Annotated in this window: 13 protein-coding genes; 6 read left to right on the top strand and 7 right to left on the bottom strand. The window is 51.4% G+C overall.

Annotated elements, in window-relative coordinates; translation table 11 throughout:
* Nucleotides 1–18: 18 nt before the first annotated feature.
* Nucleotides 19–627, bottom strand: a complete 609-nt coding sequence (gene lexA, locus OGV89_RS00445; protein ID WP_003031703.1) for a transcriptional repressor LexA — start codon at nt 625–627, stop codon at nt 19–21.
* A 109-nt stretch (nt 628–736) separates the two neighbouring features.
* Nucleotides 737–1,105, bottom strand: coding sequence for a diacylglycerol kinase (locus OGV89_RS00450; RefSeq protein ID WP_003826594.1), 369 nt, complete (start codon nt 1,103–1,105; stop codon nt 737–739).
* 171 nt (nt 1,106–1,276) lie between these two features.
* On the opposite strand from OGV89_RS00450, the gene plsB reads away from it, so the two are divergent.
* The gene (plsB, locus tag OGV89_RS00455; RefSeq protein ID WP_003841366.1) at nt 1,277–3,697 is read left to right on the top strand and encodes a glycerol-3-phosphate 1-O-acyltransferase PlsB; all 2,421 of its coding nucleotides are present in this window, start codon (nt 1,277–1,279) and stop codon (nt 3,695–3,697) included.
* Between the two features lie 54 nt (nt 3,698–3,751).
* Here plsB and ubiA read toward each other — a convergent pair whose 3' ends face one another.
* The 5 genes from ubiA to malK form a co-directional block, all read right to left on the bottom strand.
* The gene (ubiA, locus tag OGV89_RS00460; protein ID WP_003844715.1) at nt 3,752–4,624 is read right to left on the bottom strand and encodes a 4-hydroxybenzoate octaprenyltransferase; all 873 of its coding nucleotides are present in this window, start codon (nt 4,622–4,624) and stop codon (nt 3,752–3,754) included.
* 13 nt (nt 4,625–4,637) lie between these two features.
* Complete coding sequence (gene ubiC / locus OGV89_RS00465; protein WP_003844713.1) at nt 4,638–5,135, bottom strand: chorismate lyase; 498 nt, start codon at nt 5,133–5,135, stop codon at nt 4,638–4,640.
* A 180-nt stretch (nt 5,136–5,315) separates the two neighbouring features.
* Nucleotides 5,316–6,263 carry a maltose operon protein MalM gene (gene malM / locus OGV89_RS00470; protein ID WP_286557976.1) on the bottom strand — a complete coding sequence of 316 codons (948 nt, stop codon included), beginning with the start codon at nt 6,261–6,263 and terminating at the stop codon, nt 5,316–5,318.
* A 113-nt stretch (nt 6,264–6,376) separates the two neighbouring features.
* A complete protein-coding gene (locus tag OGV89_RS00475) occupies nt 6,377–7,732 on the bottom strand; it encodes a maltoporin (RefSeq protein WP_003031683.1) in 1,356 nt (451 codons plus the stop codon).
* A 78-nt stretch (nt 7,733–7,810) separates the two neighbouring features.
* Nucleotides 7,811–8,920 carry a maltose/maltodextrin ABC transporter ATP-binding protein MalK gene (malK, locus tag OGV89_RS00480; RefSeq protein WP_003031682.1) on the bottom strand — a complete coding sequence of 370 codons (1,110 nt, stop codon included), beginning with the start codon at nt 8,918–8,920 and terminating at the stop codon, nt 7,811–7,813.
* Between the two features lie 360 nt (nt 8,921–9,280).
* Between malK and malE the strand changes: the two genes are divergently transcribed.
* The 5 genes from malE (at nt 9,281) to nhaC (ending at nt 16,032) form a co-directional block, all read left to right on the top strand.
* On the top strand, nt 9,281–10,471 hold the full coding sequence (gene malE, locus OGV89_RS00485; protein WP_003031680.1) for a maltose/maltodextrin ABC transporter substrate-binding protein MalE: 1,191 nt from the start codon (nt 9,281–9,283) through the stop codon (nt 10,469–10,471).
* 186 nt (nt 10,472–10,657) lie between these two features.
* On the top strand, nt 10,658–12,202 hold the full coding sequence (malF, locus tag OGV89_RS00490; RefSeq protein ID WP_286557978.1) for a maltose ABC transporter permease MalF: 1,545 nt from the start codon (nt 10,658–10,660) through the stop codon (nt 12,200–12,202).
* A gap of 14 nt (nt 12,203–12,216) precedes the next feature.
* Entirely contained in the window at nt 12,217–13,107 is an 891-nt protein-coding gene (gene malG, locus OGV89_RS00495; RefSeq protein ID WP_003031677.1) for a maltose ABC transporter permease MalG, read from the top strand.
* Between the two features lie 302 nt (nt 13,108–13,409).
* Nucleotides 13,410–14,588: a MalY/PatB family protein gene (locus OGV89_RS00500; RefSeq protein ID WP_032948311.1), complete on the top strand. Its 1,179-nt coding sequence runs from the start codon at nt 13,410–13,412 to the stop codon at nt 14,586–14,588.
* Nucleotides 14,581–16,032: a Na+/H+ antiporter NhaC gene (nhaC, locus tag OGV89_RS00505; protein ID WP_032938203.1), complete on the top strand. Its 1,452-nt coding sequence runs from the start codon at nt 14,581–14,583 to the stop codon at nt 16,030–16,032. The genes OGV89_RS00500 and nhaC overlap by 8 nt, the downstream gene beginning before the upstream one ends.
* Nucleotides 16,033–16,082: the final 50 nt, after the last annotated feature.

Below are 16,082 nucleotides of genomic sequence, written 5' to 3' on the forward strand. Positions count from 1 at the left end.
CACAGTATTAATACATGATTACAGCCATTCACCGTTACGAATGACACCTACCGCCAGCCCTTCAATGGTGAAGCTTTGCTCACGCAGGTCGACAACGATAGGTTTAAATTCGCTATTTTCTGGCAGAAGTTCAACCTTGTTGCCCTGCTTTTTCAGGCGCTTAACCGTAACTTCGTCATCAATACGGGCAACAACAACCTGTCCGTTACGCACGTCCTGAGTTTTATGCACCGCCAGCAAATCGCCGTCCATAATACCGATATCTTTCATCGACATACCGCTGACGCGCAGCAGAAAATCGGCGTTCGGTTTGAACAATGAGGGATCGACCTGGTAGTGGCCTTCGATGTGCTGCTGCGCCAGAAGTGGCTCGCCTGCCGCCACACGACCGACAAGCGGTAATCCCTCTTCTTCTTCCTGCAGCAGTCTAATACCGCGCGATGCGCCGGAGACAATTTCCAGCACACCTTTACGCGCCAGCGCTTTCAGATGTTCTTCAGCGGCATTTGGGGAACGGAACCCCAAACGCTGCGCGATCTCCGCACGCGTCGGTGGCATACCTGTCTGGCTGATGTGATCTCTAATGAGATCAAACACCTCTTGCTGCCTGGCCGTTAACGCTTTCATTCCGCCCCCTGGGTGTATATACAGTTATGCTGTGAGTATATACAGCTAAAGGTGATTTTGGAACCGCAAACTGCACAAAAAGCAGGAGATTTATGAAGATGTGGAATCCTTATCGCAAATGCGACCACAACAGGATGCCCCAGGTAATCAGAGCGACAAAAATAGACAACAATACCGCCGCCGACCCCATATCTTTCGCCCGGCCGGAAAGTTCGTGATACTCAGAGCCTATACGGTCAACTACCGCCTCAATCGCACTGTTGAGGATTTCAACGATCATCACCAGCATCACGGAACCAATCAACAGCACGCGAGTAATCGCATCGACGTCCAGCCAGCAGGCGATAGCTACGCCCAGCAGTACGGCAACGCTTTCCTGGCGGAATGCCGCCTCATTGATCCATGCGGCGCGAAAACCTTTCCAGGAATAGCCTGCAGCTTTGATAATTCGGGTGAATCCAGTGGTATTATTGGCCATCAAAAAGAACCTTTTTACATTATTAGCGTCAATGTCATTGTAACGTTACCCCGTTTGTTTCAGGGTGTGGCAAAGCAGCGCGAAGTATGACGGGATACCACAGAAATTCACTAAACTTTCTGATATCCTTGCAGCGCATTTGCATTATTAACCAGAGGCTTTACATCGTTTATGTCCGGCTGGCCACGAATTTACTACAAATTACTGAATTTACCATTAAGCGTCCTGGTAAAAAGCAAGTCTATTCCGGCAGAACCTGCCCCGGAATTGGGGCTCGATACGTCTCGTCCCATTATGTACGTCCTACCGTACAATTCAAAAGCAGACTTGCTGACGCTGCGTGCCCAATGTCTGGTGCACGATCTCCCCGATCCCCTGGAACCGCTGGAGATAGACGGGACTTTACTGCCGCGCTACGTGTTTATTCACGGCGGCCCGCGTGTGTTCACCTATTACACGCCAAAAGAAGAGTCCATCAAGCTGTTCCATAACTATCTCGACTTACATCGCAGCAATCCAGACCTGGATGTGCAGATGGTGCCGGTTTCGGTGATGTTTGGCCGTGCGCCAGGGCGTGAAAAAGGTGAAGTTAATCCGCCGTTACGTATGCTAAACGGCGTACAGAAATTCTTTGCGGTTTCCTGGCTGGGTCGCGACAGTTTTGTCCGCTTCTCCCCGTCGGTCTCTCTGCGTCGTATGGCGGATGAACACGGTACGGATAAGATCATTGCCCAGAAGCTGGCACGCGTGGCGCGTATGCACTTTGCTCGCCAGCGTCTGGCCGCTGTCGGCCCGCGCCTCCCTGCCCGCCAGGATCTGTTTAATAAGCTGTTAGCTTCAAAAGCGATCGCTCGCGCGGTAGAAGATGAAGCGCGCAGTAAAAAAATCTCCCACGAAAAAGCGCAGCAAAATGCCATTGCGCTAATGGAAGAGATTGCCGCCAACTTCTCCTACGAAATGATCCGTTTGACGGACCGTATTCTGGGCTTTACCTGGAACCGTCTGTATCAGGGGATTAACGTTCACAATGCTGAACGTGTACGCCAGTTGGCGCACGATGGGCATGAAATCGTGTACGTTCCGTGCCACCGCAGCCATATGGACTATATGCTGCTGTCGTACGTTCTGTACCACCAGGGTCTGGTTCCGCCGCACATCGCAGCCGGTATCAACCTGAATTTCTGGCCAGCGGGTCCGATTTTCCGTCGTCTGGGCGCATTCTTTATTCGTCGTACCTTCAAGGGCAACAAGCTCTACTCCACCGTATTCCGCGAATACCTGGGCGAGTTGTTCAGCCGCGGCTACTCGGTTGAGTACTTTGTCGAGGGTGGACGTTCACGTACTGGTCGTTTGCTCGACCCGAAAACCGGCACCCTGTCGATGACTATTCAGGCGATGCTGCGCGGCGGTACGCGTCCTATTACTCTCGTACCGATCTACATCGGTTACGAGCACGTAATGGAAGTGGGCACCTACGCAAAAGAGCTGCGTGGCGCGACGAAAGAGAAAGAAAGTCTGCCACAAATGCTGCGTGGCTTAAGCAAGCTGCGTAACCTGGGTCAGGGCTATGTCAACTTTGGTGAACCAATGCCATTGATGACTTACCTCAACCAGCATGTGCCAGAATGGCGTGAATCTATCGATCCTATCGAGTCTATCCGTCCGGCCTGGCTGACGCCGACGGTGAATAACATTGCCGCCGATCTGATGGTGCGCATTAACAACGCAGGCGCGGCCAACGCCATGAACCTGTGTTGTACCGCGCTGTTGGCTTCCCGCCAGCGCTCTCTGACCCGTGAACAGTTAACCGAGCAGCTCGACTGCTACCTGAGCCTGCTGCGCAACGTGCCGTACGCGGCGGACTCAACCGTTCCTGCGCAAAGTGCCAGTGAACTGATCGACCACGCCTTGCAGATGAACAAGTTTGAGGTCGAGAAAGACACCATCGGTGACATCATTATTCTGCCGCGCGAGCAGGCGGTCTTGATGACGTACTACCGCAATAACATTGCGCATATGCTGGTTCTGCCTTCGTTGATGGCAGCCATTGTGACTCAGCATCGTCGTATTTCACGCGTCGCGCTACAGCAGCATATTGATGCGTTGTACCCGATGCTGAAAGCCGAGTTGTTCCTGCGCTGGGAGCGCGATGAGCTTGCCGGGGTGATTGACGAACTGGCCAGCGAAATGCAGCGCCAGGGGCTGATTACTCTACAGGATGGCGAGCTGCATATTAATCCTGCCCGCTCCCGTACGCTGCAGCTGTTGGCTGCGGGTGCTCGCGAGACGTTGCAACGCTACGCTATCACCTTCTGGCTACTGAGCGCCAACCCGTCGATCAACCGTGGCACGCTGGAGAAAGAGAGCCGCACCGTGGCACAACGCCTCTCAGTGCTGCACGGCATTAACGCGCCGGAATTCTTCGATAAAGCGGTGTTCAGCTCTCTGGTGCTGACACTGCGTGACGAGGGATTCATTAGCGATACCGGGGATGCCGAGCCGGAAGAGACGATGAAGATCTACCAGATGCTGGCCGAACTGGTCACATCGGATGTGCGTCTGACCATCGAGAGCGCCACACAGGGCGAATAAGCATAAAAAAACCGGTCGAAATGACCGGTTTTTATTTTGCAGGCTAAGCCAAACTCAAAAGTGCCAGTAGCTCATCGCCAGTCCTAAGAACAGTACCAGGCCTACATAGTTATTGTTCATAAACGCTTTAAAACAGGCATCACGCTCACGATTAACGATCAGCTTCTGCTGATACACAAACAGCGCACCCGCCACCAGCAGAGACCAGTAATAGCCCGGTCCCAGCCCGTTTAGCCAACCCACCAGTGCCATCAGCGTCAGTACACCGACCTGCAGAATACCAATAATGAGTTTGTCGTTCTGGCCGAACAGGATCGCGGTCGATTTAATGCCAATCTTCAGGTCATCATCCCGGTCAACCATCGCATACTGTGTGTCATAGGCCACCGCCCAGAGAATGTTGGCGAGGAACATCAGCCAGCAGCTCAGTGGTACAGACTCGCTCACGGCGGCAAACGCCATCGGTATAGACCAGCCAAACGCCGCGCCCAGCACCACCTGCGGCAGATGCGTGTAGCGTTTCATGAAGGGATAGACCCACGCCAGCGCTAGCGCCGCAACGGACAACAAAATGGTCATCGTGTTGAGTGTCAAAACCAGCAGGAAGGCCAGCAACACCAATACGACGAACAGCGTTCGGGCTTCTTTTTCGGTGACGGCACCGCTCGGCAGCGGTCGGTTCGCGGTGCGTTTAACGTGGCCGTCAAATTTCCTGTCGGCATAATCATTTACCACGCATCCAGCGGCGCGCATTAACCAAACGCCGGCGACAAATACCGCCAGGATCCACAGTTGCGGCATGCCTGGGGTCGCCACCCACAATGCCCATAGCGTTGGCCAGAGCAGCAGTAAGGCGCCGATCGGCTTATCCGTACGCATCAAGCGGTGAAACGCCAGCAGCTTATTCTGCGTCAGACTCCACTCCATCTTTATCTTCCTCTTAGTACAACGGCGATGCAGGCAGAAAAAGCTCGGTAAGCATCAGCGGCTTACCGCTCAGCCGTAGGCGGGAACGACGCCCCCATAGCGCTGCATCGCGGCCAATCTCAATAAAATCTCGGGTCAATGTCGATGACGTAAACAGGTAGCGTCCGAGCGGGGTTTTCCCCAGGTTCTGTAAGGCCAGTTCAGGGCCGCACAAGGTTGATTCAGGCACCACGGTCCGTCCGGCAAGCCAGGGTTCACCATCCGCACATAACAGGATTTCACGTAACCAATAGCGAGACTCTTTAGGCAGCAGCGTCAGTTCTTCAGCCACCTCATTTTGCCCAACGAATTCTTCGCGAATCAACGTTACGGTGACCTTTTTCCCCTGCAGCTCAAAACGTTTGGTCATGGAATCTTCCAGTAACAACCAGTCGAGCAGTTGGGGGTCCAGCGCTGGGATCGCATCAAAATAACGCAGCGCACGCAGTTGCGTTAACGCAGGGTGTGGCATGCCTTACTCTCCGATTTATAACCTGAAGGCATTGTATCGCAGAAAATGCATTACGGGGTGAGCAAACACAATTAAGTGATCGTCAGAGCAACATAAGTGTAACAATTAGCACCGAAGGATAAAAAAAGGTGCGCCAGGAGACGCACCAGTTGTTGCAAAATCAGCACTGCGGGGAGACGTTTACCCCTTGCCTTTTACACTGCTGATAAAGGTGGATCGGGCAGATTTGGATCCCAGACGTTCAGCTTCATCAAGCAGCTTCAACGCTTTATCGACATCGCCTTTCGCCACGGCATCCTTAATGCCCTGGTTAAAATAACTTTCCGTGTCATTTAACATCGGCTCACTTTTCTTCACCGGTTGTGGCGCTGGAGCAACAACGGCTGCCGCCGGAGCCGCATAAGTAACTGCAGGCGCTGCGGTATTACCCACCGTGACAGGGCCAGGGCCGGATGAGCCAAACAGCGGCCCTACCAGCACGCTGGAGGAGGAACTGGTTTTGACTTTCAGCTTCAGCAGACCGTCGGTGGTATGACGGGCGATCGGGTCAGGAATATCCGGAACAGCGTTACCTACACCCTTGGCATAGGCTTTTGCCGGGTCAAGCAGGGTCGTGGTCTGCTGGAGATCTTTATCTGTGGTAAAGACCAGAACATAGAGCTTTTGCTGGCCCAGCGCTGGCGTCAGACGCATTACGCCTTCCAGACGATCGGCACTCATCACGCCGGGTTCCTGGTAGGTGAAATAGCTGCTGGGGAAGAACGCAGATGGCGTCATGTTCTGATCAAGAATTAAAACGTTTGGTGCAAATACACTGGTTTGTTTGTTGACTTCACTGGTCAGCGTCAGGGTTAACTCACCAATATTCGCGGGTACGCTGTACGCGGCGACTGGGCCAGTAATACCAGCAACATCCAGACGCTGACCCGCTGTCGCTAGCTGTGTCGACTGGGTTTTGGATTGATCAACCGGCGTCCAGGTTAACTGTTGTAGCGCAGCAGTGGGAATAGCTGGAGCCGCGGTGGTGTTCTGCGGAACAATATTTACATCGGCCAGGCTGATGCCAGGCGCGCTGGCAAATAACCCTGCAGATAAACAAAGGGCAACGAGACTTTTCTTCATTTTCATTGTTATCACCTCAGATAGCATGGGTTCAGCGGTGGCCAGGCAATAGCGCGCTAAACCGTAATCAAGAGGGGCTGGCGCCCCTCTTTCGGTCTTTACGTCAGGTTAGTGCTGAATTACCACCAGATTTCCATCTGAGCACCGAAGGACCACTCATCGCTGTCGCCACGGCTGGTTGTGCTGATACCAGAGTTGGTTGCAGCGGCGTATTTGGTTACGTCGTTACCATTTTTAACGTAGCCCCACTCTTCATCCCATTTGGCATAGGTTGCAAAGACACGAATTGCCGGGCGGGACCAGATGCTGTCGCCAGCCTGCCACTGTTGCGCCAGGGTGATTTTGTACTGGCTGTTGCGATCGCCAGTTTGCTGAGATTTGACGTTGTCGTAACCGACTTCCAGCAGGGTGCTCATGATCGGTGTCCATTTGTACATCGGACGAATACCGACGGTGTACCATTCGGTCCCCAGGTCGTTATCCATATCGAGGTTCTGGTACATACCGACGTACATCAGATCCCATTTGTCGCCCAGGGAGATTGCACCGTGGTCAAGTACGCGGAACAGGCTACCGTTGTTATTAATAACGTTATTGGCGTAATTCGTTTTACTACCGTCTGGGTTAGTAACGGTGAAGGAGGATGAACCGTAAGACCCTTGGTTCAGACCTTTACCCTGAGTGGTCATAGAATCTGTCGCGTACTGAACAACAAACTTGTTGTAGCCCTTCAGCATGCTCTGGGTATGTTCAGCGGTGAACATCCAACCATCTTTAGATGCGCCGTCTGCCAGGTGGTAATCATCGGTGGTATTCGCACGGCCATAGTCAACGCCCAATTCCAACATCCCATCCGGGTTAGTTGCCAACTGTGCTAAACGAACGTCAAATACGTCGTTGGCGGTGTCTTTGGTACGATCATAGATATTCTGGCTGCTGAAAGCATATGAACCACCCGCTTCCTGTGAACGGCTCGCGGCCAGAGACAGTTTACCGAAGCCCAGATCGATGTTTTCAATACCAGCACCAGGACCTGAAATATCCCAGTAGTAGAAGTCGATCATGTGAACATCATGACGCTGATAGAAGCGCTTACCTGCCCAGATAGTGGAGCCTGGCAGCCATTCAATCAGGTTTTTACCCTGCACGTTGGCTTCACGGAAGGCCGGGTCAGTCCCTTCCCAGTCATTCTGCTGTGCGACGGAATAGGCAACGTTAGTGTCGAAGTAGAAGCTCTTATCGCCCTCTTTCCACACTTCCTGACCTAATTTAATTTCCGCATAGGTTTCACATTCGTTACCAAGACGGTATTTACTTTGGGCGCCGGTTGCCTGGAAACACTGTTGTTCACCGCCGCTACCCGTCCAGCCAATACCGGAACGTGCATAGCCATGGAAATCCACAGCCATTGCCTGAACAGACATAATGCCTGCCGCCACAGCAACCGCCAGAGGGAGTTTGCGCAGAGTAATCATCGTTCTATCTCCTGAGATCATTGCTTTTCTTTAAACGCTTCACCTTGACGGTTTTGCGCTTTTTTTTAATGGGATACCTTAAACACCCGGCTCTTGATGCAACCGACGACATGCACTGCCATCCTCACGGAACAGATGGCAACGCTCTGGCGGCAGGCCGATAGCGAATGTGGCACCCTCTTCTACCAACACCACGTCGTTCTGGCGGTAAACCAGATTTTGACGGATGGCGGGGATCTGGATATGAATTTGTGTTTCGTGACCAAGCTGCTCGACCACCTGCACTTCACCTTCGAGGGTGACATCGGCGATATCGCTGGGCAGCAGATGTTCCGGGCGGATACCTAAAGACATGTTGGCACCAACCTGCACCGCATGGCTGTCTACCGGGAGCCATATTTGCTGGCGGTTAGGCAGTTCAACCTGCACCTGATCGATGGCCGTCCCGGTGACTTTCACCGGCAGGAAGTTCATCTTCGGCGAGCCAATAAACCCGGCAACAAAGCGGTCAGCCGGGTAGTGGTATAGCTCCAGCGGTTTACCGACCTGCGCTACGCGACCGGCATCCAGCACCACAATTTTGTCAGCCAGGGTCATCGCTTCGACCTGATCGTGGGTGACGTAAATCATCGTGCGACCAAGACGTTTATGCAGGCGGGAGATTTCAATTCGCATCTGGACGCGCAGCGCGGCGTCGAGGTTTGACAGCGGTTCGTCCAGCAGGAATACACGCGGTTCGGCGACCAGCGTACGGCCAATCGCCACACGCTGACGTTGTCCGCCGGAAAGCGCTTTTGGTTTACGCTCCAGCAGGTGTGCCAGTTGCAGAACTTCCGCAACTTGGTTCACACGTTGGTTCATCACCTCTTTTTTCGCCCCGGCCAGTTTGAGGCCGAATGACATGTTTTCCGCGACAGATAAATGGGGGTATAACGCGTAGGACTGAAAGACCATACCCACACCGCGTTCGGCGGGCGGAATGTCGTTCATCCGGGTCTCCCCGATAAACAAGTCACCACTGGTGATGGTTTCAAGCCCGGCGATCATACGCAGCAAGGTCGACTTACCGCAGCCTGACGGTCCGACAAACACCACGAATTCCCCTTCGTGAATGTCGAGATTGATATCTTTCGATACCACCACGTCACCCCAGGCTTTTGTTACATTTCGCAGCTGTACGCTCGCCATGCCCTTCTCCCTTCGTTACAACCTGTCATCGACAGCAACATTCATGATGGGCTGACTATGCGCGATCACTTGACTGCGTGAATCCTCCACCCCCCGGCTTTTTTATGGGGGAGGAGGCGGGAGGATGAGAGAGCAGCGTCTGAGACCCAGGCTACCCGCCGCAGAGGAATTTCGTGATGCAGCCTGCAAAAATCGGTGGGTTTTTATGTGCGCCAGTACGCAATACTCACATTTATGTAACACAGATCACATAAAGAGCGGGTGGGGCGTAGGGGTAAGGAGGATGGAAAGAGGTTGTCGTATAAAGAAACTAGTAACCGTTAAGCCACCTCTGCAAAATCACCAAACAGGATGGGAACTATGAAAATCAAAACTGGCGCACGCATCCTCGCATTGTCTGCATTAACGACGATGATGTTTTCCGCCTCGGCTCTCGCCAAGATTGAAGAAGGTAAGCTGGTTATCTGGATTAACGGCGACAAAGGCTATAACGGCCTCGCTGAAGTGGGCAAAAAATTCGAGAAAGACACCGGGATCAAAGTCACTATTGAGCACCCGGACAAACTGGAAGAGAAATTCCCGCAGGTTGCCGCGACCGGCGACGGCCCGGACATCATCTTCTGGGCTCATGACCGTTTTGGCGGTTACGCTCAGTCTGGCCTGCTGGCTGAAATCACGCCTGACAAAGCGTTCCAGGACAAACTCTATCCGTTCACCTGGGATGCCGTACGCTATAACGGCAAACTGATTGCCTACCCGATCGCGGTTGAAGCGCTGTCGCTGATTTACAACAAAGACCTCGTGCCAAACCCACCGAAAACCTGGGAAGAAATTCCTGCACTGGATAAAGAGCTGAAGGCGAAAGGTAAATCCGCGCTGATGTTCAACCTGCAAGAGCCGTACTTCACCTGGCCGCTGATTGCCGCCGACGGCGGTTACGCATTCAAGTTTGAAAACGGCAAGTACGATGTGAAAGACGTGGGCGTGGATAACGCCGGCGCGAAAGCGGGTCTGACCTTCCTAGTTGACCTGATCAAGAACAAACACATGAACGCGGATACCGATTACTCCATCGCCGAAGCGGCCTTTAACAAGGGCGATACCGCGATGACCATCAACGGTCCGTGGGCGTGGTCCAATATCGACAAGAGCAAAATCAACTACGGCGTCACGCTGCTGCCAACCTTCAAAGGTAAAGCGTCTAAACCATTTGTTGGCGTTCTGAGCGCCGGTATCAACGCCGCCAGCCCGAACAAAGAACTGGCGAAAGAGTTCCTCGAAAACTACCTGCTGACCGATCAGGGTCTGGATGAAGTGAACAAGGACAAGCCGCTGGGCGCCGTTGCGCTGAAATCCTTCCAGGATCAGTTAGCAAAAGACCCACGCATCGCCGCCACCATGGATAACGCCCAGAAAGGCGAAATCATGCCGAACATCCCACAGATGTCCGCATTCTGGTATGCCGTTCGTACCGCAGTGATCAACGCAGCCAGCGGCCGTCAGACCGTCGATGCCGCGCTGAAAGATGCACAAGGTCGTATCACCAAGTAATACGGTTTCCCTTATTTCTTAGGGAATCAGGTTTATTGAATACGTTGTTACGCGAAATCATTCGCGCTACATCGAGGCGGCAAGGAGGCAAATCCCCAGGAGCTTACATAAGTAAGTGACTGGGGTGCGCTTGCGTAGCCAACAAAGAGGTAGTGCGAAGGATAAAGCGTAAAGAGGAAGATCCCCATGGATGTCATTAAAAAGAAACACTGGTGGCAAAGCGACACGCTGAAATGGTCAGTGATGGGTCTGCTTGGGCTGCTGGTCGGTTACCTTGTTGTTTTGATGTACGCTCAGGGGGAGTACCTGTTTGCCATCATGACGCTGATTTTAAGCTCTGCTGGCCTGTATATTTTCGCTAACCGTAAAGCCTATGCCTGGCGCTATGTTTACCCGGGCGTTGCCGGTATGGGGCTGTTTGTCCTGTTTCCGCTGATTTGTACGATCGCCATTGCCTTTACCAACTACAGCAGTACTAACCAACTGACCTTTGAACGTGCTCAGGAAGTCCTGATGGATCGTTCGTATCAGGCTGGGAAAACCTACAACTTTGGCCTGTATCCGGCGGGTGATGAGTGGCAATTGGCTCTCACCGACGGTGAAACCGGCAAGAATTATGTTTCCGACGCCTTCAAATTTGGCGGCGAACAGAAACTGCAACTGAAAGAAACGGATGCTTTGCCAGCGGGCGAGCGTGGGACGCTGCGCATCATCACGCAGAATCGCCAGGCGCTGAACCAACTGACCGCCATCCTGCCGGATGAAAGCAAAGTGATTATGAGCTCGTTGCGCCAGTTCTCCGGCACGCAGCCACTTTATACGCTTGCTGATGACGGTACGCTCACCAACAACCAGAGCGGCGTAAAATACCGCGCCAATAACGATATTGGTTATTATCAGGCGATTAACGCTGACGGTAGCTGGGGTAGCGAAAAACTCAGTCCAGGCTATACCGTTGCCATCGGCTGGGATAACTTCACTCGCGTGTTTACCGACGAAGGCATCCAGAAACCGTTCTTCGCCATCTTTGTCTGGACGGTGGTCTTCTCCGTTCTGACCGTGATCCTCACCGTTGCTGTGGGGATGGTGCTGGCCTGTCTCGTACAGTGGGAGTCTCTCAAAGGCAAAGCGATTTACCGTGTCCTGTTGATTCTTCCGTATGCCGTACCGTCGTTTATCTCGATTCTGATTTTTAAGGGCTTATTCAACCAGAGCTTTGGTGAAATCAACATGATGCTGAGCGCACTGTTTGGCATCAAACCGGCCTGGTTCAGCGACCCAACCACCGCGCGTTCGATGATTATTATCGTCAACACCTGGCTCGGTTATCCATACATGATGATCCTGTGCATGGGTCTGCTGAAAGCGATTCCTGACGATCTGTATGAAGCCTCGGCGATGGATGGTGCAGGTCCGTTCCAGAACTTCTTTAAGATAACGCTACCGCTGCTGATTAAGCCGCTGACACCGCTGATGATCGCCAGCTTCGCCTTTAACTTTAACAACTTCGTGCTGATTCAGCTGTTGACCAACGGTGGCCCGGACCGACTCGGCACCACCACGCCAGCCGGTTATACCGACCTGCTCGTGAGCTACACCTACCGTATCGCCTTTGAAGGCGGCGGTGGTCAGGACTTCGGTCTGGCGGCGGCGATTGCCACGCTGATCTTCATGCTGGTGGGTGCGCTGGCGATTGTGAACCTGAAAGCCACACGTATGAAGTTTGATTAAGGGAGACAACGAACATGGCTATGGTACAACCCAAATCTCAGAAACTGCGTCTCTTAACAACGCACCTGCTGCTGCTGATTTTCATCGCGGCGATCATGTTCCCGTTGCTGATGGTTATCGCTATCTCGCTGCGCGAAGGTAACTTTGCCACCGGCAGTTTGATCCCGGAAAACATCTCCTGGGAACACTGGAAACTGGCACTGGGCTTTAGCGTTGAACACGCGGATGGCCGCGTGACGCCACCGCCATTCCCGGTATTGTTATGGCTGTGGAACTCGGTGAAAGTGGCCAGCATTACCGCGATCGGTATCGTGACGCTTTCCACCACCTGTGCTTACGCCTTTGCGCGTATGCGTTTCCCGGGCAAAGCAACCCTGCTGAAAGGGATGCTGATTTTCCAGATGTTCCCGGCGGTGCTGTCTCTGGTCGCGTTGTATGCTTTGTTTGACCGCCTGGGTCAGTACATTCCGTTTATCGGCCTGAACACGCACGGCGGCGTGATCTTCGCCTATCTTGGCGGTATTGCGCTGCATGTATGGACGATTAAGGGTTATTTCGAAACCATCGACGGTTCGCTGGAAGAAGCGGCCGCGCTGGATGGCGCAACGCCGTGGCAGGCATTCCGCCTGGTGCTGCTACCACTTTCCGTTCCGATTCTGGCGGTCGTGTTTATTCTGTCTTTCATTGCCGCTATTACCGAAGTACCGGTCGCGTCACTGCTGCTGCGTGATGTGAACAGCTATACCCTCGCGGTAGGTATGCAGCAGTACCTCAATCCACAGAACTATTTGTGGGGCGACTTTGCCGCCGCAGCTGTACTTTCAGCCATTCCGATCACTCTGGTGTTCTTGCTGGCGCAGCGCTGGCTGGTCAACGGACTGACGGCAGGTGGTGTGAAAGGTTAAGTTTTACCGAAGTAACTGCCCGGCAACGGGCAATGCCACTGCAACCCTCAACTTATGTTATCCCAACCTGTGACTGTTATTCGGCGCTCTACGGAGCGCCCTTTTTTTATGTAAATTACAGGCGGTTAAGCGATGTAAAACGTTTACACTCGCCGGATTATTTTTATTGACAGATAGTTAACATCTTTGTGATAAGCATCACATATGCAAATTTTCATAATGACGAAAACAAAATACAGAATAACACTTCCACCCTCGAAATATTACATTACTCTAAAGATGAAATCGGGCGAGTAACAAATATGAAAGTTTATAATTTTGATAAAGTTATTTCACGCGACGGAACCTATAGCGCTAAATATAATAACAAGGGGCGTGAAATCATCCCTCTATCTGTAGCTGATATGGATATCCCGGTAGCTGATTTTATGGTTTCTGAATTATCAGTCGCAAATCAGAAAGGTATCTACGGTTATACATTATTAAGTGATGACTGGCAGCAAGTGACAGCACAGTGGTATCAACGCCATTACTCGTGGAAGGTCAACCCTGAACACATTGTTTTTTGCCCACGAGTGGTACAAGCCGTTTCATTATATATCCAGAATTTTACCCAACCGGGAGATGCTATTGTCAGCCTGGCACCAGCCTATCATCCTATTAGCCATGCAGTTGAAGTCAACCATAGAGTATTGCTGGAAAGTGCGTTGCTTTATCGTGACCGCTCCTATGAAATAGACTTTGCGGATCTCGAAGATAAGTTTAAAACGGCTTGTTGTTTCATTCTAATATCGCCGCATAATCCAACAGGAACAATCTGGTCAGAAGATAATCTAAGAAAAATAGCTTCATTAGCAGAGAAATACAACGTTTTTATTATTTCTGATGATGTTCATGCAGACTTCAATTTCATCAAAAAACAACATCAAACAATTTCTTCGATAAGTTCATACGTTGCACAAAACTCATTTATTTGTACATCTCCGGCAAAAACATTCAATATGGCCGGACTTGAAATCGCCAATATTGTTATTGCTAATGATAAGTGTCGAGAAAAGTTTAAATCAGCTCTTATTGCAGCAGGTATCCATAATCCTGGTTATTTCTCTGTTCCTGCATTTCTCTGTGCTTACCGCCATGGTGATTCTTGGTTAGCAGCATTAAAAGATTATTTAGCCGAAAACAGGAGCTGGGTTCAATCCTTTTGCCAGACTCATTTTCCAGACTGGGTTTTAGCCTCTGGTGGCGGAACTTACATGTTGTGGATTGACTACCGAGCGATGAACATCAGCGAAGAGCAGCTACGCCATTGGTTTGTTTCGCTCGCAGGTGTTGAGATGAGTTGGGGATCAGATTTTGGCGATGAAGGACTTGGTTTTTTCCGTGTGAACATTGCCACGCCGAGAACCATTCTTAAAGAAGCATTTGAACGGATTTATCAGAGCATACCCTACACTAAAGGAGTTTCCCTCCATGAATAATAACAATACTCCAAGAACACCAACTCTGGTGGAATCAATGTTACCGATACTGGCGATGGTCTTATTGCTGGGGGTTGGTTATGCGGCTTTCGATCTACCACCTGAGCCATTAATGGTCCTTTCGACCGTCATTGCGGCACTATTGGTTAAGCGTTTGGGGTACGGCTACAACGCAATCCTTGAATCAATTTCGCAGAAAATCGCCAAAACGATGCCCGCTCTCTTAATTTTGATCAGCGTGGGCCTACTGATTGGGACATGGATGATAGGCGGTACTATTCCGCTGATGATTTATTACGGCCTTAATCTGATAAACCCTTCAATGATCTATGTGACAGCCCTGCTTGTCACTGCAGTCGTCTCTGTGTGCACAGGAACATCCTGGGGCTCAGCGGGCACAGTCGGTGTAGCGTTTATGGGCGTGGCCATCGGAATGGAGGCTAATCTGGCAGCAACTGCTGGCGCTATTGTGGCGGGAGCTTACTTCGGGGACAAACTGTCTCCCCTTTCTGGTGACACTAACCTGGCAGCGATGGCCGCCCAGATAGATCTCTATGAACATATCGCTCATTTACTTTACACAACCCTTCCTTCCTTGATCCTTTCTGCTGTTGTCATGACTCTCTATGGTATGAATGGCGATCTCGGCGGCTCAACCGTTCCCGATAAAGTTCAGTTAATTACAGAGGGATTAAAGGGTATTTACCATTTTAATTTGTTGTTACTGTTACCCATTGCTATTGTCCTGTACGGCTCGATTACCAAGAAACCAACCATTCCAATTATGTTAGTTTCGGCACTGGTTGCCATGATCAACGCCAGCGTCATTCAGGGTTTCACTCTGCACGATATTGTAAAAAGCGCCGTAGACGGATTTAACGTTTCAATGCTTGCCGATAAAGATGTTAATCCCCTACTGGGTAATTTGCTTAACCGTGGTGGCATGAACTCGATGATGAGTACGCTGCTGATTTGTTTCTGCGCCCTTTCATTTGCGGGAACATTGGCTCTGAGCGGTGCTTTAGAAGTCATTGTCCACAACCTACTTAAACTAGTTCATTCCACAGGAACCATGATTCTTGCGACTATTGCCTGTGGTTTAACAATGATTAGCGTGACCTGTAATGGTCAGATCTCAATCCTGATTCCGATTGAAATGCTACGAAGCGCTTATATTGAGCGTGGGCTACACCCAAAAAATCTGGCAAGGACAGTAGAAGACTCTGCCACCATATTCGAGCCGATTCTGCCCTGGACTGCGGCGGGAGCCTACATGGCAGGTACGCTTGGTGTTGCAACATTAAGCTATCTTCCGTGGGCGATTCTCTGCTGGAGTGGCATTTTCTTTGCGACGTTATGGGGTTTCACTGGTTTTGGCATTGCTCGCTTATCCAAAGAAAAGCAGCAACAGCTCATGATGGAAGCAGCAAATGAAAGCAAGTAGTACCAGCCTGATTAAGATATTTGCCAATAATTAACTACGTCTACACGCCG

Origin of the sequence: Citrobacter sp. Cf125 (genome assembly GCF_030333935.1) — a bacterium.
Classification (GTDB): Bacteria; Pseudomonadota; Gammaproteobacteria; order Enterobacterales; family Enterobacteriaceae; genus Citrobacter; species Citrobacter freundii.